Here is a 22,739-nt window from a genome sequence, read left to right as displayed (position 1 = left end):
TCAGATCAGGCGCTCAAGGCCATACACAAGGCTGCCGAGGCTTCCCACCTTGCGCACCGTGAGCAGCACGCCGGGCATGTAGGCGGAACGATCGATCGTGTCGTGACGCAGGGTGTAGGTCTCCCCTGGGGCACCGAACATCACTTCCTGGTGAGCCACAAGGCCTGGCAGCCGCACGGAGTGAAGCCGCAGGCCACTGTCCCGCTGTCCGCCGCGGCACCCCGCCAGGGATTCGTGCTCGTCCACTCCCTCGGGATTGAAGCTCTTGCCCAGCTCCTCCATCAGCTCAGCGGTTTTGATGCAGGTGCCGCTGGGGGCATCCGCCTTGCGGTTGTGGTGCAGTTCCGTCAGTTCCGCGTGGTCGTAGAAGCGTGCCGCTGCGGCTGCGGCTTGCTGCAACAGCACCATCCCCACGGAGAAATTGGGGATCACGGCCCCACCCACGGACGCTTTGGCCGAGAACTCAGTGAGGTCGTTGAGTTGTTCAGGCGAGAGCCCAGTGGTTCCGATCACGGGGTGAACGCCGTAGGCGATCGCCGCGCGGGTGTGCTCATAAACAACGGAGGGGTGGGTGAAATCCACCAACACGGCGCCGCTGCCGCTGTCCCGCACCGATTGGCTCACAGCGCAGAGACAGCCTTCGAAATCAGCCGTCACGGCCACCTCCAGCTCGCCAAGGCCCAGCTCCAGACCCACGTCTGCCCCTTCTTTGCCGGGGGTGTTGTCGATGGCGCCTTCCAGGCTGCAGTCTTCGGCTCCCACCACAGCCTTGATCACCTCGGCGCCCATGCGCCCTAGGGCACCGGCAACAACGACGGGAATCGGAGCGGTCATGAAAGCGCAGCAGACGCTTCAAAGCCTATGGGTCGGCTCGTGTAACGGCCGATCAGAAATCCTCGCGCCCTAAGGGCCAGTCGCCGTAAGGTTCTTCACATTGCTCAAAGCGCGCTGATGTTCACACAGGTCCGCTCCGCCGACCGCCGCGTTGCTCCTGTGGAGGGCCAGAACCACAAGTCCGTCATGAAGGCGGTTTATGTGGTGCTGGAGCCTCAGTACCAAAACGCTCTCACCCAGGCAGCGACGGCTCTCAATGCATCGGGTGGCGATCTCGGGATCGAGCTCAGCGGCTATCTGATCGAAGAACTCCGAGACGACGACAACTACGCCGGCTTCTGTGCCGATGTGGCTGAGGCTGATGTCTTTGTGGCCTCCTTGATCTTCATTGAAGATCTGGCTCAGAAGGTTGTGGACGCCGTCGCCCCACACCGCGACCGACTCAAGGCGGCTGTGGTCTTCCCGTCCATGCCGGAGGTGATGCGGCTCAACAAGCTGGGCAGCTTCTCGATGGCCCAGCTCGGTCAGAGCAAGAGCGCCATCGCAGGCTTCATGAAGAAGCGGAAGGAAGCCGGAGGTGCTGGTTTCCAGGACGCGATGCTCAAGCTGCTGAACACGCTGCCCACCGTTCTCAAGTACCTGCCCGTTGAGAAGGCGCAGGATGCCCGCAGCTTCATGCTCAGCTTCCAGTACTGGCTGGGCGGAACCCCCGACAACCTGCGTAACTTCCTGTTGATGCTGGCGGACAAGTACGTCTTCCCAGCTGCAGAAGGTGAGGAGCGCCCGGCAATGGAGGTGGCGGAGCCCGAAGTGTTCCCCGACCTCGGCATCTGGCACCCCCTGGCTCCGTCGATGTTCGAGGACCTCAAGGAATATCTGAACTGGACCTCCAGCCGCACCGACCTTTCTGAGGAAGCCCGCAAAGGGCCGGTGATCGGTTTGGTGCTGCAGCGCAGCCACATCGTCACCGGTGACGATGCCCATTACGTGGCCACCATCCAGGAGCTGGAGTTCCGTGGCGCTCGCGTGATTCCGATCTTCTGCGGCGGTCTCGACTTCTCCAAGCCGGTCAACGCTTTCTTCTACGACCCGCTGAATCCCGAGCAGCCCCTGGTGGATGGCATCGTCTCCCTCACCGGTTTTGCGCTGGTCGGAGGTCCGGCCCGTCAGGACCACCCCAAGGCGATTGAGTCGCTGAAGAAGCTCAACCGTCCTTACATGGTGGCGCTTCCTCTCGTCTTCCAGACCACCCAGGAATGGGAACAGAGCGACCTTGGCCTGCACCCGGTGCAGGTGGCCCTGCAGATCGCCATTCCGGAACTGGATGGCGCCATCGAGCCCATCGTTCTCTCGGGTCGCGACGATGCCACCGGCAAGGCGCACACCCTTCAAGACCGGGTTGATGCCATCGCTGAGCGGGCCATCCGCTGGGCATCGCTGCGGATCAAGCCCCGCAACGAGAAGAAGCTGGCGATCACCGTGTTCAGCTTCCCTCCCGACAAGGGCAACGTCGGCACGGCGGCTTATCTCGACGTCTTCGGCTCCATCCATCGGGTGATGCAGGAGATGAAGGCGAAGGGCTACGACGTGCAGGACCTGCCTTCCACGCCTCGTGAGCTGTTGGAGGCCGTCATCAACGACGCCGATGCCATGCAGGGCTCTCCGGAGCTTTCAATCGCCCACCGCATGAGCGTTGAGGAGTACGAGCGTCTGACGCCCTACTCCGAACGGCTCGAAGAGAACTGGGGCAAGCCCCCGGGCAACCTCAACAGCGATGGTCAGAACCTGCTGGTTTTCGGTCGCCACTTTGGCAACGTTTTCGTTGGCGTTCAGCCCACCTTCGGCTACGAGGGTGATCCGATGCGCCTGCTCTATTCCCGCAGCGCCAGCCCCCACCACGGCTTCGCGGCTTACTACACCTATCTCCAGAAGATCTGGAAGGCTGATGCGGTGCTGCACTTCGGCACCCACGGCTCCCTTGAGTTCATGCCAGGCAAGCAGATGGGCATGAGCGAAACCTGCTATCCCGATTCACTGATCGGTGCGCTGCCCAACCTCTATTACTACGCCGCCAATAACCCCTCCGAGGCCACGATCGCCAAGCGGCGGGGTTATGCCTCCACCATCAGCTACCTCACCCCTCCGGCTGAAAATGCCGGTCTTTACAAGGGCCTGAAGGAACTGGGTGAGCTGGTGGGCTCCTACCAGCAGCTGCGTGAGGGTGGCCGCGGCATTCAGATTGTCAACACGATCATCGAGACGGCACGTCAGTGCAACCTCGATAAGGACGTTGACCTTCCTGAGGAGGATGCCTCGACCCTCGACCTGGAGGGACGTGATGCCCTGGTGGGCGCCGTTTACCGCCAGTTGATGGAGATCGAAAGCCGTCTCCTTCCCTGTGGTCTTCACACCATTGGCAAACCCCCCACCGCAGAGGAAGCCGTTGCCACCTTGGTGAACATCGCTGCTCTCGAGCGTGAGGAGGATGGGCTGCGCTCACTCCCCGGCCTGCTGGCTGAGGCGATGGGCCGCTCGATCGAAGACATCTACAAAGGCAACGACGAGGGCGTCCTCGCCGATGTGGAACTCAACCGCACGATCACGGAGACATCCCGCGCTGCTATTGGCGCCATGGTTCGCACCCTCACCGGCCGTGATGGTCGGGTCAGCCTGCGCAACAGCTTCGGTTGGTTCTACGACCTGCTGGCCAAGTTCGGTTTCAAGCTCCCCTCTCCTTGGCTGCGGGCCTGTTGCAGTGCTGGCTTCGTGCAGATCGATGCCACCGAGCTCGACAAGCTCTTTGCCTACCTGCGCTTCTGCCTTGAGCAGGTGTGCGCCGACATGGAGATGGAGAGTCTGCTGAAGGCTCTTGATGGTGAATACATCCTTCCGGGCCCCGGTGGTGATCCGATCCGGAATCCTGGTGTGCTGCCCAGCGGCAAGAACATCCACGCCCTCGACCCGCAGGCGATCCCCACCCGTGCCGCGGTGGCTGCAGCCAAGAGTGTTGTCGACAAGTTGATTGAGCGTCAGCGCGAGGAGCAGGGCACCTGGCCCGAAACCATCGCCTGCGTGCTCTGGGGAACCGACAACATTAAGACCTACGGTGAATCCCTGGCTCAGATCCTCTGGTTCGTTGGCGTCAAGCCGATGCCGGACTCCGTGGGTCGGGTCAACAAGCTTGAGTTGATTCCCCTGGAAGAACTCGGCCGCCCCCGCGTTGATGTGGTGGTGAACTGCTCCGGTGTGTTCCGCGATCTGTTCATCAACCAGATGGCTCTGATCGATCAGGCCGTGAAGATGGCTGCCGAGGCCGACGAGCCTCTGGAGCAAAACTTCGTTCGCAAGCACGCCCTCGAGCAGGCGGAGAAAGAAGGCACGAGCCTGCGTGATGCGGCCTGCCGGGTGTTCTCCAATGCCAGCGGCAGCTACAGCTCCAACGTGAACCTCGCAGTGGAGAACAGCACCTGGGAGGAGGAAGGTGAGCTGCAGGAGATGTACCTCTCCCGCAAGACCTTCGCCTTCAATGCCGATAACCCCGGTGAGATGAATCAGAAGCGGGAGGTGTTCGAGAACGTGATGAAGACCGCGGATGTCACCTTCCAGAACCTCGATTCGGCTGAGATCTCCCTTACCGATGTGAGCCACTACTTCGACTCCGATCCCACCAAGTTGATCGCTGGCCTGCGTGATGACGGCAAAGCTCCCACCAGCTACATCGCCGACACCACAACGGCCAACGCGCAGGTGCGTTCGCTGAGTGAAACCATCCGCCTGGATTCACGCACCAAGCTGCTGAATCCCAAGTGGTACGAAGGCATGCTCGACTCCGGCTACGAGGGTGTGCGTGAGGTAGCCAAGCGGCTCAACTTCACCCTGGGTTGGAGTGCCACCAGCGGTGCCGTTGACAACTTCGTCTACGAAGAAGCCAACGAAACCTTCATCAACGATCCTGAGATGCGCAAGCGTCTGCTGGAACTCAACCCCAACAGCTTCCGTCAGATCGTGGGCACCCTGCTTGAGGTGCATGGCCGCGGATACTGGGAGACCTCGGATGAGAACATCGAGCAGCTTCAGGAGCTGTACCAGGAGGTTGAGGATCGGATTGAGGGTGTTGTCACCGACTGATCGTCGACCAAGTGTTGAACATCAAAGCCAGAGTTCCTGCCGGGCTCTGGCTTTTTTGTTGGCGATGAATGATGGGCAACTCAGGCTTTCAGGGCCTTGAATTCTGCATCTCTTGCGGCTCGGCTGATCTCTGCCGTTTTGAAATCAATTCCAGCCCATTGTTGATACATCGATAGGCTGCGTTTTCTCCCTAATCCGAAGGGTTTAAGTTCTCCAGGCTGATCATTGAAGCAGCGGATTGATGCCGGCGCATTGTTGAGACTTGCAAGCAGTGTGTGTACACGTTTGAGTGCGCAAAGGTTGTAATGGTGCCAATTGCTGTGATCGCCCCAATGGGTGGCTGCATGCTCTTGATCTGTTTGTTCTGTCTTGTAGAGATGAAACAGCAGCAGGCGATTCGGGGCGTAGATGTTGAAACCCGACGTCCAGAGTCCTGCCGACATGGCAATCTCTTCCCCATAGAAGTAAAGCTCGGGGTCGTAGGGCACTTCGCTCACGATTGAGCCAGGGCCGAACAGGAAGCCTCCGGCGATAAAGGCCCCGGGGATGGGGCGATCAGGTTGTTCTTCTGGAAGTTGAAACCGGCGGCTGCCATCACAGGCAGGGTTGATGTCTGCAAACGGCACGGCTGTTGAAAGCCGTTCGGGTAAATACTGAGAACGGCACGCGCATCGCTGCATTCCTTCCAGGTTTTCAGAAGCAGCTCATCCCAGTGCTCCACGGCCCGCATGTGGCTGTCGATCTGCAGCAGAAAGTCTTCCCCGCCGTAAACACCCTGAGCTTGTCGACGGGCCCAGCAGGCTCCGCGGCTTTCCGCGGCATCGAACCGGATGACCTCCAGCTGTGGATGATCCGGAAATGCGCTTGTTCCCCAGTGGGGCGGGTCATCAGCCGCCAGTTGCAGGCAGATGCCGAAGCGCAGGCGCTCTGGCTTGGCCGCCCGCTCGATCAGGTTGTGCAGTGTGGCCGGGAGATCCGGATCCCTGTAGGCCGCGATCTGAACAAAGATCATGGAGATCACCAGAGGGCGGCCGCCATGCGCAGCGTCTGGCTGATGGGCCCCACATCGTGCACCCGCAGCACGGCAGCACCCGCCTGGGCGCAGCGGCAGGCCACGGCAGCAGTTCCCCAGAGACGCGCTTTGGGTCTGGGTTCATCCAGAACCGCACCGATGAAGCGTTTGCGCGAAGGGCCGATCAGTACCGGTCGCGGTCCTGCTGTGAGTTGTTCCAGATCCCGCAGCATCTGCAGGTTCTGCTCGTGGGTCTTGGCAAAGCCGAGACCCGGATCCCAGATGATTTGGCTTTCATCAACGCCGGCTTGAATCGCAGCTTCACTGCGCTCCAGCAACGCCGCTTTCACATCTGCCACGACATCGGCATAGGTCGTGAGCTGATCCATGGTTTGGCTGTCACCGCGGCTGTGCATCAGCACCACCGGACAGCCCGCATCGGCGACCACCCGCAGCAGATCGGGATCCCGCCGGCCACCGCTCACATCATTGATCCAGTTGGCCCCTGCTTCTAGTGCTTTGGCGGCCACCGGCGCCAGAAACGTGTCGATAGAGATCAGGGCATCAGGGCAGTGCTGCCGGATGGCGTTCAGCGCTGGTAGCAGCCGTCTCAGCTCCTCTTCGGCGCCCACCTCCTCTGCTCCCGGTCGGGTGCTTTGCGCACCCAGATCCAAGACGTCTGCACCCTTGTTGAGTTGCCGCTGGGCCTCAGCCAGGGCTCGTTCCCTGGCCAGGAATCGTCCCCCATCGCTGAAGGAATCGGGGGTGACGTTGATCACCCCCATCACGGCTGTGCGTTGCCCCCAACCCTGAGGCCAGCCGCCTGAATCAGGCAGCTTGGTAGTTGGCAATCCGTCCAAAGCTTTCGGGCTCCAAGGAAGCACCCCCCACCAGCACCCCGTCGATATCGCTCATGCCCATCAACTCATCAATGTTGCTGGGTTTGACGGAGCCGCCGTACTGAATCACCAGATCGGGGGAGCCCACCCAGCTCCGAATCAGACCGCAGATGCGGTTCGCTTCCTCGGCTTCGCAGGTTTTGCCTGTGCCGATCGCCCAGATCGGTTCGTAGGCCACCACCAATTTCTCGGCATCGAGACCCTCCAGACCCTGCTCGATCTGTCGGCGGATCACCCGTTCAGCTTCGCCCCGCTCGCGCTGTTCATCGCTTTCCCCCACACAAACGATCGGGATCAGACCGTTGGCCTGGGATGACCTGGCCCGGTGGTTGATCTGCTCATCGCTCTCACTGAAATATTTACGCGGTTCGCTGTGACCCACGATCGTGTGGGTCACTCCGTGCTCCTTGAGCATGGCTGGGGAGATCTCCCCGGTGAAGGCTCCCTGGCCTTCCCAGTGCACGTTCTGGCTCGACAGGCAGACCCGGGAGTTCTGGCTGAGCTCCGCCATGGTCGACAGCGCCGTGAAGGGTGGTGCCAGCACCAGGTCACGGTCGTCAGGGGTGTCAGCAATCAATGGCAGGAAGGCTTCCATGAACTCCCGCGACTGGGCACAGGTCATGTGCATCTTCCAGTTGCCAGCGATCACCGGTCTGCGCACGCCTTGCTTCCCCATGGAATGTCGCAGCCAACTTACGGCCCGGTCGCGTTTTCATCCCTGACAACGGACTCCTCACCAGCAAGCACAACTCGATCTCCCGGGGAAAGCTGACGGCCCCGCCGGGTTTCAACGCTCCCATTCACCTCCACTTCACCCATCTGGATGCGTTGCTTCGCTTCACCGCCGGTGGAGACCCAACCCTTCCATTTCAGGAACTGATCCAGCTTCATTGGGCAGAGTTTTGAGCTCACCATTGATACTGTGCCGCGATGCTGACCCCATCCCAGGCCGGATTCCGCCGGCTGCTGCCGTTGCTTCGCCCTCATCTGCGGGAACTGCTCTGGGGGGGCTGCTGCATGGTGATTTACGTGGGCAGCTTCCCGTTGCTCGTGCAGCTTGCCGGAGATTTGTTTCCTGCGCTGGGGTCGGGTGATCTCGCCCGCGTGCTTCAGCTGATTGGGTTGGCGTTGCTGATCTTTGCTGTTCAGAAGATCGCCCAGTTCGGTCAGGACGCGCTTCTTGCCGGGCCTGCACTGCTGGTGAGCCAGGACTTACGGCGTGATCTGTTCCGCCGCCTGCAGACCGTGGAGCTGGGGGCGCTCGAGAAGCTCTCGGCCGGTGATCTCACCTACCGCTTCACCGAAGACGCCGATCGCGTCAGCGAGGTGCTGTACAAGACCATTCACGACACGGTCCCCAGCGTTCTTCAGCTCGTTGCGGTGCTGGTGATGATGCTCTGGCTCGACTGGAAACTGACGCTGGCCATCCTTTTGCTGGCGCCGGTGATCGTCTGGCTGATCAGCCTGTTTGGTGCGCGCGTGATGGCGGCCACGGAACGCAGTCAGAAAAAGGTGAGCGAACTGGCCGGTCTGCTGGGTGAGGCCATCGAAGGTTTGCCCCTGGTGCGTGCTTTTGCAGCCGAACCCTGGCTGCAGGACCGTTTCGAGACGGAAATCGATCAACACCGGCAGGCCCGCCACCGCACCTACAGCCTTGTGGCGCTCCAGCATCCGGTGGTTGGCATCATCGAGGTGGTGGGTCTGTTTGCCGTTCTGGCCCTTGGAGCCTGGAGAATCCAGAGTGGTGATCTGAGTATTGCCGGGCTCAGCAGCTACCTGACAGGGCTGATCGTGCTGATCGATCCCATTGCCCACGTCACCAACAACTTCAACGAATTTCAGCAGGGTCAGGCGTCGCTGCGACGTCTGCGGGAGATCGAGCGAGAGCCTCAGGAGGCTGCGGATCCAGCTGATGCGCAAGCCATCGGTGCACTTCAGGGTGATCTGGTCTTTGACCAGGTGATCTTTGGCTATGACCCAGCCCAGCCGGTGTTGCGTCACCTGAATCTGCGGGTGGATGCGGGCCAGGTGTTGGCCATCGTTGGCCCCTCCGGTGCGGGTAAAAGCACCCTGCTGTCGCTCCTGCTGCGGTTCAACACGGTGCAACAGGGCGAGATCCGTCTTGACGGCACCGACATCAGCTTGATGCGCGCCCGTGAGCTGCGTCAGCAGGTGGCCCTGGTCCCGCAGCGCACAACTGTGTTTTCCGGATCCATTGCCGAAGCGATTCGGTTCGGCCGTCGTGCGACGGACGACGAGGTGCGCGATGCGGCACGGTTGGCCAATGCGGATGATTTCATCCGTGCCTTACCCCAGGGGTATGACACCCAGCTCGAAGAACGGGGAACCAATGTTTCCGGTGGCCAGCTGCAGCGGATCGCCATAGCCCGGGCGGTGCTTGGCAATCCAGCGCTGTTGCTGCTGGATGAAGCCACCAGTGCCCTTGATGCTGAAGCCGAGGCGGCGGTGCAACTCGGACTGAAGCAGGCGATGAAGGGACGAACCGTGTTGGTGATCGCCCATCGTCTGGCGACGGTGCAGGAGGCTGATCGGATTGTTGTCCTGGAGAAAGGCGCTGTTGTCGATCGAGGAACCCACGACGAATTGATGCAGCGTGGTGGGCGTTACCGCGAATTGTGCGAACGGCAGTTCATTCGAGATCGGCAGAAGTCCTGAATCCCTTTACGATCTGGCCGCCGGTACACCGCTATCCCGGCGATGAACGATGACTGATTCCGCAGCCCAGAACCCTATCTTGACCTTTGAGGGCAAGCGCTACGACCTCAATACGCTTCCTGATGAGCTCAAGGAGCTTGTGCGTGGTATGCAAGTTGCCGACGCTCAACTGCGGATGCACGAAGACACCCTCAAGGTTCTGGCGGTGGGTCGTCAGAGCTTGGCCACACAGCTCAATGAAAAGCTCAAGTTTGTGACTCCTTTGCCCGATCAGGGTTGATTGACTGCCAACAAAAAAGGGGGGCTCAACAGCCCCCCTTTTTTAGTGCTCTTCGTTGTGCTCAGTCGCTGAAGCTGTAGGCCTTGGTGAGTTTGAACACCGTTCCTGAAAGCAGGATCAATGCCACAAGGTTGGGTAGAGCCATCAGGCCGTTCAGCGTGTCGGCAATCGACCAGATCACGCCACGATCGCCAGCCACTGCGCCAATCACGACAACAGCAACCCAAACCAGGCGGAAGGGCATCACGGCCGACTCACCGAATAAATAAGTGGTGCAGCGCTCGCCGTAGAAGCTCCAGCCGAGAATGGTGGTGAAGGCGAAGACCACCAATCCCAGGGTGACCACCACGCCGCTACCGGCGATGCCGGTGTTGAAGGCAGCGATGGAGAGGTCTGCGCCGCTGAGTTTGTCGCCGGCTGCATCGAGGATCAGGTTGGCTTTGGTGGTGATGATCACCAGGGCAGTCATCGTGCAGATGATCAGGGTGTCGATGAAGGTGCCCAGCATGGCCACCGTGCCCTGGCGAACGGGATCATCGGTTTTGGCAGCCGCGTGGGCGATCGGAGCACTGCCCAGGCCCGCTTCATTGGAGAAGATACCCCGCTTGAAGCCCATCAGCACCACCTGACCGAGGGCCCCACCGGCTGCGGCTTGGCCAGTGAAGGCGTTGGAGAAAATCGTGGCGAAGGCTTCAGGCACGCTGCCCAGATTGGCCAGCAACACCAGCAGGCAGGCAGCGATGTAGAGGATCGACATCAACGGAACAATGGCGGAGGCCGCCTGGGCGATGCGCTTGATGCCCCCGATCACGACAGCGAAAACCAGGGCTGCCAATACGACTCCGGTCGCCAGCTTCGGGATGCCGATCAGGCTCAAGGCAGACGACACCTCAAAAGCCTGCACCCCATTGCCGATGCCGAAGCCCGCCAACATGCCGAAGAGGGCAAACAGGCCGGCCATCCAGCTCCAGCCGCTGCCGAGTCCGTTGCGGATGTAGTACATCGGCCCACCCACGTGGTTGCCGTCTCCATCGGTTTCGCGGAACTGAACCGCGAGTACCGCTTCGGCGTACTTGGTTGCGATGCCGAAGATCGCGATGATCCACATCCAAAAGACGGCACCAGGTCCACCAACGGCGATGGCCCCCGCCACACCGGCAATGTTTCCCGTGCCGATCGTGGCCGACAACGACGTCATCAGCGCTTGGAAGGGGGTGATCTCCCCTTCCGTTTGTGATGGAGCCGGCCGCAGCATCATCGAGATGCCATAGCCCAGCCGTTGTAGCGGAATGAACCGCAGGCCCACCATTAGAAGAATGCCCGTCGCGGCAATCAAAAGAACGGTGGGCCATCCCCAGACGATGCTGTTGATCGGGCCATTGATGGCCTGAATGGTCGACTCGACTCCGCCCATGCCTTTCAACAGGTTTGGGCGGATGGTCTCATAGCCGGCTTGCACCGGCAATCAACTCAGAGCGATTCGAGATCTTCAAAACGGAAGGTCTGGCTGCCGGCGGGGGTATCGCCATGGGCTTCGGTGGTCACGACCCGCTCGGTCAGCACCCAGGGGCCATCTCCAGGAAGAGCAGCAAAGCTGTCTTTGAAGCTGCTGCGGCCGCCCCGGGCTTCTCCCGTTGCCGGGTCGGCGTACTGACTGGTGTAGGTGTGGCTGAGGTAGCCCGCACCCGTGTCGGTGACATCGGTAGTGTAGATGGTCACGACGGTGCCGTGGATGTGGCGGTGAACCATGGTCACCACGTCATCTTTGATGCGGTACTTGTCCCCTTCACCCTTGCCGCCGACGAGCACTTCGGTTCCTACTTCGTTGGTGTCACCGGCGGTGAAGGTGTTCTCACCGTGGGTCTGCTCGAAGCTGCGACGCACGCGATGGATCGCGACTTCCCAGAGCTGGGAATTCACCGCCTTGAGGATCTCTTCGTTTTCAATGCCGTCCACTTTGGCTTTGAGATCGGCACCGATCTCAAAGGTGCCCTCGACCCGTTGATCGCCCTGTTGCCAGATGCAGCGGCCGCGATAGCCGGAGAATTCAGGCGCCCAGGTGTAGCGGTTCTCATAGGCGCGACGGAAGTCATCACGCAGATCGCTTCCAGGCTTAACGGGAACGGAGGCTTTCACAGCGGTGAGGAGGCTTCCGCAACCCTACCGGTGGCCTAACGCTGCATGGCGTGGACGTCCTGCAGGGCATGGATGCTGAGCCTCGGCTGTTGCTGGAGCGCCGAGATCGCCTCCACCGCTGCCCGTGCTCCCGCGAGGGTCGTCACCGTTGGAACGGCGTAATCGAGCGCTGCCCGACGCAGGTATTTGTCGTCATGGGCGGCTTGGCGGCCAATCGGTGTGTTGATCACCAACTGCACCTGATTGGAGCGGATCTGATCCTCGATGTTGGGGCGCCCCTCGTGCACCTTGAGCACCGATTGCACCTTCAATCCCGCGTTGGCGAGCGCCTGAGCCGTGCCTGAGGTGGCCGTCACATCGAACCCGAGTTCGATCAGTCGAGCGGCGATGGGCACCAGCGCCTGTTTGTCTCGGTCGTGGGTGGAGAGGAACACCGTCCCCTGGGTGGGCAGCGCTTCCCCTGCGCCAAGTTCAGCCTTGGCATAGGCCATGCCGAAACTGTCGGCGGATCCCATCACTTCTCCCGTGGAGCGCATTTCCGGCCCCAGCACCGTGTCGGCCCCCGGGAAGCGCCGGAACGGCAGCACCGCCTCCTTGATCGACTGAAGCGGCGGCTTCGGCTCGCTGGTCATGCCGATGTCGGCCAGGGTTTCGCCCGCCATCAGTCGGGTTGCCAGGCGAGCGAGAGGTTGACCTGTGGCCTTGGCAACGAAGGGGACCGTCCTGGAGGCGCGGGGGTTGGCTTCGATGATGTAAACCACTTCCGAGCTATCGGTGTTGCGCTGCACGGCGAACTGGAGGTTGATCAGACCCCGCACCTCGAGCGTTTGCGCCAGGGAGCGACTCCAGTCGCGAATCGTGTTCAGTGCCGCCTCGCCCAGGGAAACCGAAGGCAAGCAGCAGGCTGAGTCGCCGGAATGGATTCCAGCCGGTTCGATGTGCTCCATCAGCCCACCCACGATTACAGCACCGGTGTGATCGCAGAGGGCGTCCACGTCCACCTCAACAGCGTTTTCGAGGTACTGGTCAATCAGCACCGGATGGTCGGGCTCCACCTGGACGGCTTCGCGCATGTAGCGGTTGAGTTCCTCTTCGTCGAACACCACTTCCATGGCCCGTCCGCCCAGGACGTAAGAGGGACGCACGACGACCGGGTAGCCCACTCGTGTGGCCACGGCCCGTGCTTCCTCTTCGCTGCGTGCCAAGCCGTTGCGGGGTTGGCGGATGTTCAGATCGCGGAGGATGGCTTCGAACTGCTCGCGGTCTTCGGCCCGGTCGATCGATTCAGGGGAGGTGCCCCAGATGCTGGTGCCCGTGGCGCGCCCCTCATCGCTGTCCAGCCAGCGCAGCAGAGGAATGGCGAGTTTCAGAGGCGTTTGTCCACCGAATTGGACCACCACGCCATCGGGACGCTCCGCTTCGATCACATTGAGAACGTCCTCCAGGGTGAGCGGTTCGAAGTAGAGGCTGTCGCTGGTGTCGTAATCGGTGGACACCGTTTCCGGATTGCTGTTCACCATCACCGTGGTGATCCCTTGATCCTGCCCGGCAAAGGAGGCATGGCAGCAGCAGTAGTCGAATTCGATGCCCTGCCCGATTCGGTTGGGTCCACCGCCGAGGATCATCATCTTGCGGCCGTCCTCACGACGACTCACCTCGGATGAAGCGTGAAGGGGCTTGAGGGATCCGTCGGCCTGCAGGGTCTGCAAGGGACGCTCGTAGGTCGAATAGTGATAAGGAGTGGAGGAAGCGAACTCCGCTGCGCAGGTGTCGACGGTTTTGAAGACGGCGCGAACATCGAGCTGATGGCGCCGCTGACGCACCGACAATTCGTCGCTTTTGGTGTGCCAGGCGATCTGTCGGTCTGAAAAACCCAGCTGCTTGGCCTCAAACAAGCTGTCGGCATCCAGCTGATCCAGGCTTTTGCCCTTGATCAGCCTGGCCTCCGCCTCAATGATCCGCCGCAGTTTGGCCAGGAACCAGGGGTCAATCCTGCTGATCCGATGAATCTCCTCATCGCTGCGTCCGCGCACCATCGCCGTTCGCACGCTGAGGATGCGCTCCGGAGAGGAGGTCCTCAGCTGACGATCCAGCTCAGCATCCGTGAGTTCCGGTTCCTCCCGGTCGCCTCCCCAGCCCGAGAATCCGGTTTCCAGGGAACGCATGGCTTTCTGGAACGACTCTTCGAAACAACGGCCGATGGCCATCGCTTCCCCCACCGATTTCATTGAGGTGGTGAGCACCGCCGGACTGCCTCGGAATTTTTCGAAGGCGAAGCGTGGAATTTTGGTGACGACGTAATCGATCGTCGGTTCGAAGCAGGCAGGCGTCTTGCCGGTGATGTCGTTGAGGATTTCGTCGAGGGTGTAACCGACGGCGAGGCGAGCGGCGATCTTGGCGATCGGGAAGCCGGTGGCCTTGCTGGCCAAGGCCGACGATCGGCTCACCCTGGGATTCATCTCGATCACCACGACGTCGCCGTTGTCGGGATTGATCGCGAACTGGATGTTGCTGCCGCCCGTCGCGACACCGATCTCCCGAATGATGGCGATCGATTGGTCGCGCAACCGTTGGTATTCCCGATCCGTGAGGGTCTGGGCCGGAGCCACCGTGATCGAATCCCCGGTGTGCACCCCCATGGGGTCGAGGTTTTCGATGCTGCAGACGATCACGACGTTGTCCGCCAGATCACGCATCACCTCAAGCTCGAATTCCTTCCAGCCCAGAAGCGATTGCTCGATCAGAATCTGAGACACCGGACTCGCTTCAAGCCCGCTCTTGCAGATTGCTGCGTATTCCTCGGGGTTGTAGGCAATGCCCCCGCCACTTCCCCCCAGCGTGAAGGCGGGCCGGATGATCCGGGGGAAGCTTCCGATCGCGGCCCCGACGGCTTCAGCTTCTTCTTGAGATGAGGCGATGCCCGAAGGGCAGACCTTCACCCCGATGCGCTCCATGGCCTGCTTGAACAGCAGACGGTCTTCCGCTTTCTGGATCGCTTTGAGATCGGCACCGATCAACTCAACGCCAAAGCGATCGAGGGTGCCGTTTTCCGCCAGGGTGACCGCCAGGTTGAGGGCGGTCTGCCCTCCCATGGTCGGCAGCAGAGCATCCGGGCGCTCCTGCTCGATCACCCGTGTCACCACGTCCGGCGTGAGCGGCTCGATGTAGGTGCGATCGGCCATTTCCGGGTCGGTCATGATCGACGCCGGATTGGAGTTGATCAGGATGACTTCATATCCCTCGGATCTGAGGGCTTTGCAGGCCTGGGTTCCGGAGTAATCGAACTCACAGGCCTGGCCGATCACGATCGGACCAGATCCCAGCAGGAGAATGCGACGCAGATCAGACCGCCTCGGCATGGGAAATCGTCCTTGGCCAAACAGATCAAGCCTCTCACGCGGCCTCGCCCCAACTGGGGGACTTGGCCTCGCTACGGTGAAGGGAGATCAGCACCAGAGTTGCAATGAGTGAGCTCCAGCGCCTGAAGGGGCTGCTGCCACCGGAAATGCAGAGCTGGGTGTTTGTGGAATCAGCTGCTGCAGTCGATCCTCCATTGATCACCCTTGAGGAAATCGGCCGGGATGAAGTGGAGATCCAGGTGGATCTCGACGAATGGGATGCCCTGGCGTTGGATCACCGCAATTTGCTGTTTTGGCATGAAGTTGGTCGGATCCAGAACGACACAATTCCCCGGGACGGTTGGGAGATGGCTGCTCTGGCCATCGGTCTCGGCGGTGCCATCGGTGAATTGTGGGTTCAGGACGGCCTGCTGCTGTTGATGGCCCTGGGCCTCTCCGGTTTTGCGGGGTATCGGCTTTACCTGAAGAACAATTCCGAAAAACGCCTGCAGGACGCCATCAGTGCAGACGAGCGCGCCATCGATCTGGCCTGCCGATTTGGTTACAGCGTGCCGAATGCCTATCGCAGTCTTGGGGGCGCGTTGAAGGAGCTGGTCGAAAAGACCCGCAAGAAGCGCCGCCGCAGCTACTACGAAGACCGGCTTGAGGCGCTGCGCAAGAGTGCCAGCAAGGCCAGAGCTGAAATGGCCCAACAGGAGGGCTCACGCAGCTCCGTTACCAGCGAGAATGTTTATGGATAGCGAAAAGCTTGCTGAACTGGTGGCCGATGCCTGCGATGACCGCAAGGCCACCGACATCCGTCTGATTCGTGTGGATGAGGTGTCCAGCCTGGCGGATTGGATGGTGATCGCAGGCGGTCAGTCCGACGTTCAGGTGCGTGCCATTGCCCGGTCGGTTGAAGACCGCCTGGAAACTGAGGCAGACCTGCTCCCCTTGCGCAAGGAAGGGCTGAATGAGGGGCGCTGGGCGCTTCTTGATTACGGCGATGTGATCGTTCACGTGCTGATGCCCGATGAGCGCGGCTACTACGACCTTGAGGCGTTCTGGAGTCACGGCGAAAGCCGAACCTTCTTACCGTCGGTGAAGTAGCCGCTTGATCCATGCCAGAAGCGGTGTCCTGCCCCGTTCCACCGGAGCAGCGGCCTCTTGAGGAGTTTCAACAACTCTGCGAGTCATGGTTCTTCTCCTGGCCAGCGGGTCAGGAACCTCGCCTGAGCCAACGCCTTGCAGGCTTCTGGCTGCTGATGTTGCCGGTGTGCAGCCTGATCGCCAGTGGGAGTTGGACCTTGAAGCAGGATCCGCCCCGGCTCCTGGTCGCAGCCGCTGTGGCCGCTCTTGTGCTTCCCCTGCTGTTGCTGGTGCGGCAATGGCTGGGCTGGACCTACGTCATGCAGCGGCTTCTGCGTGAGTCCGTCGACTACGAGGAATCCGGCTGGTACGACGGGCAGACCTGGGAAAAGCCTCTGTCTTGGCGGGAACGCGACCTGCTGGTGGCCCGGCATGAGGTTCGTCCGATCCTCGGTCGTCTGGGACGGGCCATGGCCACCTCAGCGGGTTTGATGCTGGCCGGTGCCAGTCTCTGTCAGGCTCTCTGAACCAATCGGGGTTCCGATGACTTTGCCCTCGGGCTTCAGCCCTGCAGCCCGGACCGGGTCAGCCCCCCTTGAGGTCTGTTTGCGGCGCGGATCGATCACGGAATCGGTGCATCGCGTTCATGCCGTGGTCTGTGACGGCCGAGGACGGGTGTTGATGTCGGCAGGAAACCCCGGCTTGGAAAGTTTCATTCGTTCGGCTCTGAAGCCCTTTCAGGCCCTGCCGTTTCTCAGCAGTGGAACCGCCGACCAACTGGATGTTGATGAACGGGGCATCGCCATCAGCTGCGCCTCCCATGCGGGCACCAATGCCCACGCCCGGGAAGCCTTCCGGTTGCTCTGGAAAGCAGAGTTGGACAGCGCTTCACTTCAATGCCCTGTGCCGAATGGGGCTGATAGTCCTCTTCAGCACAACTGTTCCGGCAAGCACGCTGCCTTCCTGGCCACCAGCCGAAAGATGGGCTGGCCGATCGAGACCTATCTCCAGCAGGACCACCCGCTGCAGGTCGAAGTGAACCGCAGGGTCGCTGAACTGATCGGCTTGCCTGCTGAGGAATTGGTTGCCGAGCGGGATGACTGTGGCGCTCCCACCCTGGTGTTGCAGTTGGCTCAGATGGCTTTGCTCTATGCCCACCTCGGTGCCTCACAGCATGCCGAACTCGAGCAGATCAGTCGGGCGATGCTGAGTCACCCCGACCTGGTGGCCGGCGAGGGTCGTTTCGACACCGAGCTGATGCGGCGCAGCCACGGTCAGGTCTTGAGCAAGGGCGGTGCAGAGGGCATTCAATGCCTCAGCCGCGTGGGTGAAGGTCTTGGAGTAGCCATCAAGGTGGAAGACGGCTCCCGTCGTGCCAAGCAAGCGGTTGCACTGCATCTGTTGCGTCAACTCGAGTGGCTCACACCCATGGGGCTCGATGAGCTCGATGAGCAGGTGCTGGTCGTGAACCCGAGCGTCAAGCTCAGCGTGTCCGGTTCCTTGCAGTCGTGACTTTGCTGTCACCTGCGACACCGACATGTATGATTTTTGGGTCGTCGCGGGGTAGAGCAGTCTGGTAGCTCGTCGGGCTCATAACCCGAAGGTCGGGAGTTCAAATCTCCCCCCCGCCACCAACTCTGATTGAATGAAAGATCTCCCCACCGGGAGATTTTTTTTTGCCTGTCTTGCCTCCATGAGCAGTCGCTCCTTGAACTGCAATGGCCCCTGGGACGCCATTGTTGTTGGCTCGGGAGCGAGTGGCGGCGTGGCCGCCATGACCCTGGCTGAAGCAGGAGCTCGGGTGCTTGTGGTGGAGGCAGGACCTGACCTCAACAGCACACAAGCCTTCGGGGCTGAACCGGGAAATCTGCTGCGTCGGATCGTGGGCCTGACCAGCGGCAGCCATCGCCAGCAGTCCCAGCATCCCGGCTACTGGAAAGCCAACCCTCGTCTGTATGCCGACGAGCGTCTGCATCCCTATGAGCACCCGGCGGATCAGCCGTTTCTGTGGACGCGAGGCCTGCAGGTTGGCGGCCGCAGCCTCACCTGGGGTGGCATCACCCTGCGTCTCTCGGATGAGGATCTTGGCGGTGTGGATGTGGAGGGTGAACAGGTTCGTTGGCCCTTGCGCAGCGGTGAGCTGACACCGCACTACGCCGAACTGGAGCGCTGGCTGGGCGTTCATGGTGGGCGCGATGGTTTGCAGCATCTGCCGGACGGTGAAACGCAACCGGCTCTGGCGGCGACGCCGGCGGAACAGCGTTTTGCCGAAGCTGTGCGGCAACGGTTGGGCTATCCCGTGATCCCCTCGAGGGGGTTTGGTCCGGCGCCGCAGGGAGAAGATCCCGCCTGGCCCCGCTCCAGCAGTCGCGGCAGCAGCCTTCCTCGCGCCATGGCCACAGGACGCACCCAGCTGCTCTCTGCGCATCTGGTGGAGCATCTCTTGATGGATGCCGGCGGAGACAAAGCCATTGGTGTGGTTGCCGTTGACCAATCCAATGGCAACCGCAGGGAGTTGAAGGCGGATCTCGTCGTCCTGGCTGCTTCCACGATTCAGACCGTCTCCATCCTGTTGCGCTCCCGTCGTGGCGAACAGAGCAATGGTTTGGACGACCCTTCAGGACGACTGGGCACACGCTTGATGGACCATGTGTCCACATCGCAGTTTTTTGCCTTCCCCGAGCCTGTTCAGGGGGAACAACCCATGCTCACGGGCGCTGGAAGTTTTTTCGTTCCGTTTGGCCGACACCTGCCATCGGCTGATTTTCAGGGCGGCTATGGCCTCTGGGGTGGCATTGGACGGTTTGATCCTCCGCGATGGTTACGGCGTCGCCCTTCCAGCATCACCGGGTTCCTGATAGGTCACGGCGAAGTTCTTCCCAGGGCTGACAACAGGGTGACCCTGAGTGGGCGCATGGATCGCTGGGGCGTGCGTGTCCCCTCGATTGCATGCCGCTGGAGCAGCAATGAACTGGCCATGGTGAGGCACATGCGCGCCTCGATCCAGGCCTGCATCGCCGCCGCCGGTGGGGAGGCCAAACCGATCAAAGACCTCTTTCACCTCCCCTTGGTTGAACCTTTCCTGGGGGGTGCTGTTGCACTGTCTGAAGGTGCACCCCCCCCGGGGTACTACATCCATGAGGTGGGAGGCGCTGCGATGGGGTCGAGCGAAACCAGCAGCGTGGTTGATTCCTCCAACCGTCTTTGGCGTGCTCCCAACGTTCTTGTGGTGGATGGTGCCTGTTGGCCCACGTCGGCCTGGCAGAGCCCAACGCTCACGATGATGGCCTTGAGCCGTCGTGCCTGCCTGCTGGCCCTCAGTGGTCGGGGTGGATGAACAGATCGTCGAGATAGCGCTCGGTCACGGCGCGGTCGTCACAGCCGTTCTGAAACAGGAAGTGGGCAAGAGCAGAGCTCATCACGCGGTATTGGTCCCAGCCGGGGTGCTCCCCGATGAAATCCTTCATGCCTCGATAGAGCACCTCGGGAATTTCCGTCTCAAGGCTCACGTAGCTGGCTTTTGACGCAGTTCCGCGTTCTGTGGTCCCCATTTCATGGCATCGCTCGAGGTGATTTCGATCCATTCGCTCCAGCTTGTCCCTGTCCAACGCTCACCAAGAAAGCCACATCACCGGCGCTTGCGTCAAAGCCGTCGCCATTTGTTGAATTGCGGCTGAGACGAGATGAGACAGCAGTCTATAACTGGGTTTGAGCGCAAGGAAAATGCCGAAGCTGGGTTGAGCTAGGCCGGATAGGCGGTCTGTCAACCCGGTGGCACGGTTCCCTCGGAAATTCACAGGCTGACCGTCACAGCCGGCAAGGCAACTTCGGCCTGTGGAAAGCGGCGGTTTTTTGTGTGGAAAAAGTGGGCGAACCTTGGCGAAGCAATTTCGATAAGAAAACCTGATCTTTGCTCCGTCGCTGCTGTCGCTTTCGAGAACCGTGTCATTGGCGGCAAGCCGTCAGCAGGTTCTCTTTGGATCCATGGAATCAATCTTTAGGCGCGCTGTTGTTGCGCTTCAACGTGGTAGGGCCCAGGGGATGGTCGGCGTGGGGATAAGGGGGGTGATGGTGGCCATGGCTGTTGTCTGAGCCATGGCTGTGATCTGAAGGGTGGCTGTGGTCATGGCTAATCGGGATGCCGTCGGGTTGGCAGGCACCCGTGCACTCCAGTTCGCAGAGCGTGCAGCTTTCCGCAAGGCCTTCCACATGGTGGTGGTGGCTTTCCTGGGCACGTCCCACGTCCTGTTCGAAGCCCAGCACCTGGGCGCGGTACTTGCAGAGCGAGCAGTTCATGGCGGTGTCCCCCCGCAACACCTCCTCGACCCGTTCCTTGAAGGTGTCCACCACGAGGGTGTGGTCGCCCAGATAGCCCGCAGAGAGAAACTCCACCTCGGGGTGATCGGCAGCCACCAGCTCGGTGTGTTGGCGGATTCGGCTCACCAGAACCCCTGAAAAGAGGAAATAGGGCACCACCACCACCCGGCGGAAGCCCAGTTTCACGGCGTGACGCAGCCCCGGTTCCACCAGGGGGAAGGTCACGCCGGAATACACCGTTTCTCCCCAGCCGAAACCAAATCCTTCCACCAGCAGCCGCGTCACCTTGGCCACGTTGGAGTTGGCGTCTGGATCCGAGGAGCCTCGGCCCACCACCACCAACAGAGTTTCGGCCAGGGGAACGTCGTGCTTCGCCGCATCCAGGCACTCCTGAACGCGAGCCCCGGCGGCCGACACCATCAACCGGTCCACCCCCAGCTCCCGGCCGTAATCGATCGGTAACCCCGTTTCGGCCGTGTACGTGTTCAGAACAGAAGGGATGTCGTTCTTGGCATGCCCGGCTGCGAAAAGCATGGCGGGAATGGCCAGCACCTTGGTGACGCCTTTCTCGCGGAGCGCTTCAAGACCATCCCGAAGGATGGGGCGGGCAAATTCCAGGTAGCCGTGTTCCACCGGCATCGGTGCCAGCCGAGGCCGCAGGGCGTCCACCATCTGGGCGAACTCTTCAACGGCCAGTCGGTTGCGACTCCCGTGGCCGCAGATCAGAACGCCAAGACGCTCGTTGCCGGTTTCCGCGTGCTGTTCGGCCAAAAGGTCGCTCTGCTGTTCCAATGGTTTGACGATATCGGTCGCATCGCAATGGATTCAGACCGTCCCGTTTTCTTCAACGCGCAGGCGGCTGATGCGAGGCGATCCGGTCTGGTCTCCCCTCGACCAGCGGAGTTGGCGGCCTTGGTCCAGAACTGGTCCGGTCCCCGGCCGCTGCGTCTCTGTGGCGGGGGCACCACATCTCGGGCCGCCGTGGCTGACCATTGGACCCTGGATCTGCAAACCCATTTCCAACGTGTGGAGTGGCAACCCGCGGATCAGTCGGTCTGGATTGGAGCGGGCTGCCGCATGGGAGACGTGCTGGAGGCCTTGCTCCCCCACGACCGAACCGTGGCGGCTGGTTTGTCGGGTCTGCCTGGGCTTGGCTATGTGCTCACGGGTGGCATGGGGCCGCTGAGCCGGCGGGTGGGGCTTGCTGTGGATCAAGTGCTCGAGATCCATGGGGTCTGGGGTGATGGCAGCCCCTTTGCCTTGTCTCGGGCTGCCGATGCCGGTTCGCTGGAGTGGAGAGGCCTCTGCGGTGCAGCCCCGTTTCTGGGGGTGGTGAGTGCGCTGCGCATGGCCACCCAGCCGCTCCTGCCGCTGTGGGTGAAGCAGTGCGTGGTGTCTCCGGATCAACTGCCTGAGCTCATGCTCAGGGCCGAAGCGTCAAATGCCAGCACCAGCTTGCAGTGGCATTGGGAGAGGGTTGACGCGGTGCAGTTGCTCCGGATTGCCGATGCCCCCTGGACCGGTGCGCAGAAGATCGAAGGGTTGCACCAGCTCCCACCCTTGCGGGGATCGGCTCCGATGCCTTCGCGATCTCACACGGAGGTGGTTGGCTTGCTGGGGCCAGCAGCTGCTGAGCTCTGGGGGGCCGTGATGCCGGATTTATGCCGTTTGCTGCAGCATCGTCCGCATCCGTTCTGCAGCCTGGCCTGTCAGCAGCTGGGGGCGGCAACGCAACAGGTTGTCGCGGAGGCCAGCTCGTTCGTGCATCGCACTGCCGAGTGGAAGCCCTGGATCACCGCCGCCTGGACTCCTGGAGATGCCCTGGGCCAGAGACGCAGTCTTGCTTGGTTGGAGGAGGTCTGGCAGGTCCTTCAGTCGGTCTGCCCTGGTGTGCATCTGGCGCAGTTTCATGACCATCTGCCCTTCCATCACAAGGAGTTGGAGGCGGCGTTCGGCCCCTGGTTGCCCGAGTTGCGAAAGCTGAAACAGCGCTTGGATCCAGCAGGCACCCTGCCGTCGCTCTGATTTAC

The 22,739-nt window shown here is 61.3% G+C and carries 18 protein-coding genes, 1 tRNA gene and 1 pseudogene; 10 read left to right on the top strand and 10 right to left on the bottom strand.

Annotated features, from left to right (window positions below; translation table 11 throughout):
• The gene (dapB, locus tag SynA1544_RS09480) at window positions 1-834 is read right to left on the bottom strand and encodes a 4-hydroxy-tetrahydrodipicolinate reductase (RefSeq protein ID WP_186513208.1); all 834 of its coding nucleotides are present in this window, start codon (window positions 832-834) and stop codon (window positions 1-3) included.
• Window positions 835-951: 117 nt separating this feature from the next.
• Between dapB and SynA1544_RS09475 the strand changes: the two genes are divergently transcribed.
• Window positions 952-4,962 carry a magnesium chelatase subunit H gene (locus SynA1544_RS09475; protein WP_186513206.1) on the top strand — a complete coding sequence of 1,337 codons (4,011 nt, stop codon included), beginning with the start codon at window positions 952-954 and terminating at the stop codon, window positions 4,960-4,962.
• 80 nt (window positions 4,963-5,042) lie between these two features.
• Here the strand turns inward: SynA1544_RS09475 and SynA1544_RS09470 are convergent.
• The 4 genes and pseudogenes from SynA1544_RS09470 to SynA1544_RS09455 form a co-directional block, all read right to left on the bottom strand.
• A pseudogene (locus tag SynA1544_RS09470) lies at window positions 5,043-5,974 on the bottom strand (GlcNAc-transferase family protein).
• 5 nt (window positions 5,975-5,979) lie between these two features.
• Entirely contained in the window at window positions 5,980-6,825 is an 846-nt protein-coding gene (folP, locus tag SynA1544_RS09465) for a dihydropteroate synthase (RefSeq protein WP_255477568.1), read from the bottom strand.
• Window positions 6,803-7,534, bottom strand: coding sequence for a triose-phosphate isomerase (gene tpiA / locus SynA1544_RS09460; protein WP_186513202.1), 732 nt, complete (start codon window positions 7,532-7,534; stop codon window positions 6,803-6,805). The genes folP and tpiA overlap by 23 nt, the downstream gene beginning before the upstream one ends.
• A 32-nt stretch (window positions 7,535-7,566) precedes the next feature.
• Window positions 7,567-7,764 carry an RNA-binding S4 domain-containing protein gene (locus SynA1544_RS09455; protein ID WP_186515536.1) on the bottom strand — a complete coding sequence of 66 codons (198 nt, stop codon included), beginning with the start codon at window positions 7,762-7,764 and terminating at the stop codon, window positions 7,567-7,569.
• 39 nt (window positions 7,765-7,803) lie between these two features.
• Here SynA1544_RS09455 and SynA1544_RS09450 point away from each other — a divergent pair, with 39 nt between their 5' ends.
• Both SynA1544_RS09450 and SynA1544_RS09445 read left to right on the top strand, forming a co-directional pair.
• Entirely contained in the window at window positions 7,804-9,549 is a 1,746-nt protein-coding gene (locus tag SynA1544_RS09450; protein WP_186513201.1) for an ABC transporter ATP-binding protein, read from the top strand.
• Between the two features lie 49 nt (window positions 9,550-9,598).
• Window positions 9,599-9,829 (top strand): DUF6447 family protein, encoded by a 231-nt coding sequence (locus SynA1544_RS09445; protein WP_186513200.1) that lies wholly within the window; start codon window positions 9,599-9,601, stop codon window positions 9,827-9,829.
• A 61-nt stretch (window positions 9,830-9,890) separates the two neighbouring features.
• Here SynA1544_RS09445 and SynA1544_RS09440 read toward each other — a convergent pair whose 3' ends face one another.
• Genes SynA1544_RS09440 through carB form a run of 3 tightly spaced genes read right to left on the bottom strand, consistent with a single transcriptional unit; the run spans window position 9,891 to window position 15,324 of the window.
• Complete coding sequence (locus SynA1544_RS09440) at window positions 9,891-11,243, bottom strand: sodium:alanine symporter family protein (RefSeq protein WP_186515535.1); 1,353 nt, start codon at window positions 11,241-11,243, stop codon at window positions 9,891-9,893.
• Between the two features lie 56 nt (window positions 11,244-11,299).
• A complete protein-coding gene (locus tag SynA1544_RS09435) occupies window positions 11,300-11,965 on the bottom strand; it encodes a DUF3386 domain-containing protein (protein WP_186513199.1) in 666 nt (221 codons plus the stop codon).
• Between the two features lie 35 nt (window positions 11,966-12,000).
• Window positions 12,001-15,324 carry a carbamoyl-phosphate synthase large subunit gene (carB, locus tag SynA1544_RS09430; RefSeq protein ID WP_186513198.1) on the bottom strand — a complete coding sequence of 1,108 codons (3,324 nt, stop codon included), beginning with the start codon at window positions 15,322-15,324 and terminating at the stop codon, window positions 12,001-12,003.
• A 104-nt stretch (window positions 15,325-15,428) separates the two neighbouring features.
• Between carB and SynA1544_RS09425 the strand changes: the two genes are divergently transcribed.
• The 6 genes from SynA1544_RS09425 (at window position 15,429) to SynA1544_RS09400 (ending at window position 19,729) form a co-directional block, all read left to right on the top strand.
• Entirely contained in the window at window positions 15,429-16,064 is a 636-nt protein-coding gene (locus SynA1544_RS09425) for a DUF3318 domain-containing protein (protein ID WP_011364772.1), read from the top strand.
• The gene (gene rsfS / locus SynA1544_RS09420) at window positions 16,057-16,413 is read left to right on the top strand and encodes a ribosome silencing factor (protein WP_038554011.1); all 357 of its coding nucleotides are present in this window, start codon (window positions 16,057-16,059) and stop codon (window positions 16,411-16,413) included. Before SynA1544_RS09425 ends, rsfS begins: the two co-directional genes overlap by 8 nt.
• Window positions 16,414-16,424: 11 nt before the next feature.
• Complete coding sequence (locus SynA1544_RS09415) at window positions 16,425-16,919, top strand: CGLD27 family protein (RefSeq protein WP_186513194.1); 495 nt, start codon at window positions 16,425-16,427, stop codon at window positions 16,917-16,919.
• Window positions 16,920-16,935: 16 nt separating this feature from the next.
• Window positions 16,936-17,904 (top strand): asparaginase, encoded by a 969-nt coding sequence (locus SynA1544_RS09410; protein ID WP_186513191.1) that lies wholly within the window; start codon window positions 16,936-16,938, stop codon window positions 17,902-17,904.
• Window positions 17,905-17,949: 45 nt separating this feature from the next.
• A tRNA-Met gene (locus SynA1544_RS09405) sits at window positions 17,950-18,026 on the top strand.
• Between the two features lie 59 nt (window positions 18,027-18,085).
• A complete protein-coding gene (locus tag SynA1544_RS09400; protein ID WP_186513189.1) occupies window positions 18,086-19,729 on the top strand; it encodes a GMC oxidoreductase in 1,644 nt (547 codons plus the stop codon).
• Here the strand turns inward: SynA1544_RS09400 and SynA1544_RS09395 are convergent.
• The gene (locus SynA1544_RS09395; protein ID WP_186513187.1) at window positions 19,710-19,976 is read right to left on the bottom strand and encodes a DUF2811 domain-containing protein; all 267 of its coding nucleotides are present in this window, start codon (window positions 19,974-19,976) and stop codon (window positions 19,710-19,712) included. The genes SynA1544_RS09400 and SynA1544_RS09395 overlap by 20 nt on opposite strands.
• 406 nt (window positions 19,977-20,382) lie before the next feature.
• Window positions 20,383-21,480, bottom strand: coding sequence for a sirohydrochlorin chelatase (locus tag SynA1544_RS09390; RefSeq protein ID WP_186513186.1), 1,098 nt, complete (start codon window positions 21,478-21,480; stop codon window positions 20,383-20,385).
• Between SynA1544_RS09390 and SynA1544_RS09385 the strand changes: the two genes are divergently transcribed.
• Window positions 21,421-22,734, top strand: a complete 1,314-nt coding sequence (locus SynA1544_RS09385) for an FAD-binding oxidoreductase (protein ID WP_255477567.1) — start codon at window positions 21,421-21,423, stop codon at window positions 22,732-22,734. The genes SynA1544_RS09390 and SynA1544_RS09385 overlap by 60 nt on opposite strands.
• The last annotated feature ends 5 nt before the right edge of the window (window positions 22,735-22,739 follow it).

It is taken from the genome of Synechococcus sp. A15-44 (assembly GCF_014280115.1).
GTDB lineage: Bacteria > Cyanobacteriota > Cyanobacteriia > PCC-6307 > Cyanobiaceae > Parasynechococcus.
The sequence above is the reverse complement of the archived record's forward strand: the minus strand, read 5'-3'. Positions and strand labels throughout refer to the sequence as shown.

Bases quoted from the DNA above. Each gene is read 5' to 3' on its own strand.
- SynA1544_RS09400 (WP_186513189.1), top strand. From the start codon at position 18,086: ATGAGCAGTCGCTCCTTGAACTGCAATGGCCCCTGGGACGCCATTGTT.
- SynA1544_RS09395 (WP_186513187.1), bottom strand. From the start codon at position 19,976: ATGGATCGAAATCACCTCGAGCGATGCCATGAAATGGGGACCACAGAA.
- SynA1544_RS09455 (WP_186515536.1), bottom strand. From the start codon at position 7,764: ATGAAGCTGGATCAGTTCCTGAAATGGAAGGGTTGGGTCTCCACCGGC.
- SynA1544_RS09475 (WP_186513206.1), top strand. From the start codon at position 952: ATGTTCACACAGGTCCGCTCCGCCGACCGCCGCGTTGCTCCTGTGGAG.
- SynA1544_RS09445 (WP_186513200.1), top strand. From the start codon at position 9,599: ATGACTGATTCCGCAGCCCAGAACCCTATCTTGACCTTTGAGGGCAAG.
- SynA1544_RS09450 (WP_186513201.1), top strand. From the start codon at position 7,804: ATGCTGACCCCATCCCAGGCCGGATTCCGCCGGCTGCTGCCGTTGCTT.
- SynA1544_RS09425 (WP_011364772.1), top strand. From the start codon at position 15,429: ATGAGTGAGCTCCAGCGCCTGAAGGGGCTGCTGCCACCGGAAATGCAG.
- carB (WP_186513198.1), bottom strand. From the start codon at position 15,324: ATGCCGAGGCGGTCTGATCTGCGTCGCATTCTCCTGCTGGGATCTGGT.
- rsfS (WP_038554011.1), top strand. From the start codon at position 16,057: ATGGATAGCGAAAAGCTTGCTGAACTGGTGGCCGATGCCTGCGATGAC.
- dapB (WP_186513208.1), bottom strand. From the start codon at position 834: ATGACCGCTCCGATTCCCGTCGTTGTTGCCGGTGCCCTAGGGCGCATG.
- SynA1544_RS09415 (WP_186513194.1), top strand. From the start codon at position 16,425: ATGCCAGAAGCGGTGTCCTGCCCCGTTCCACCGGAGCAGCGGCCTCTT.
- SynA1544_RS09440 (WP_186515535.1), bottom strand. From the start codon at position 11,243: ATGGGCGGAGTCGAGTCGACCATTCAGGCCATCAATGGCCCGATCAAC.
- SynA1544_RS09410 (WP_186513191.1), top strand. From the start codon at position 16,936: ATGACTTTGCCCTCGGGCTTCAGCCCTGCAGCCCGGACCGGGTCAGCC.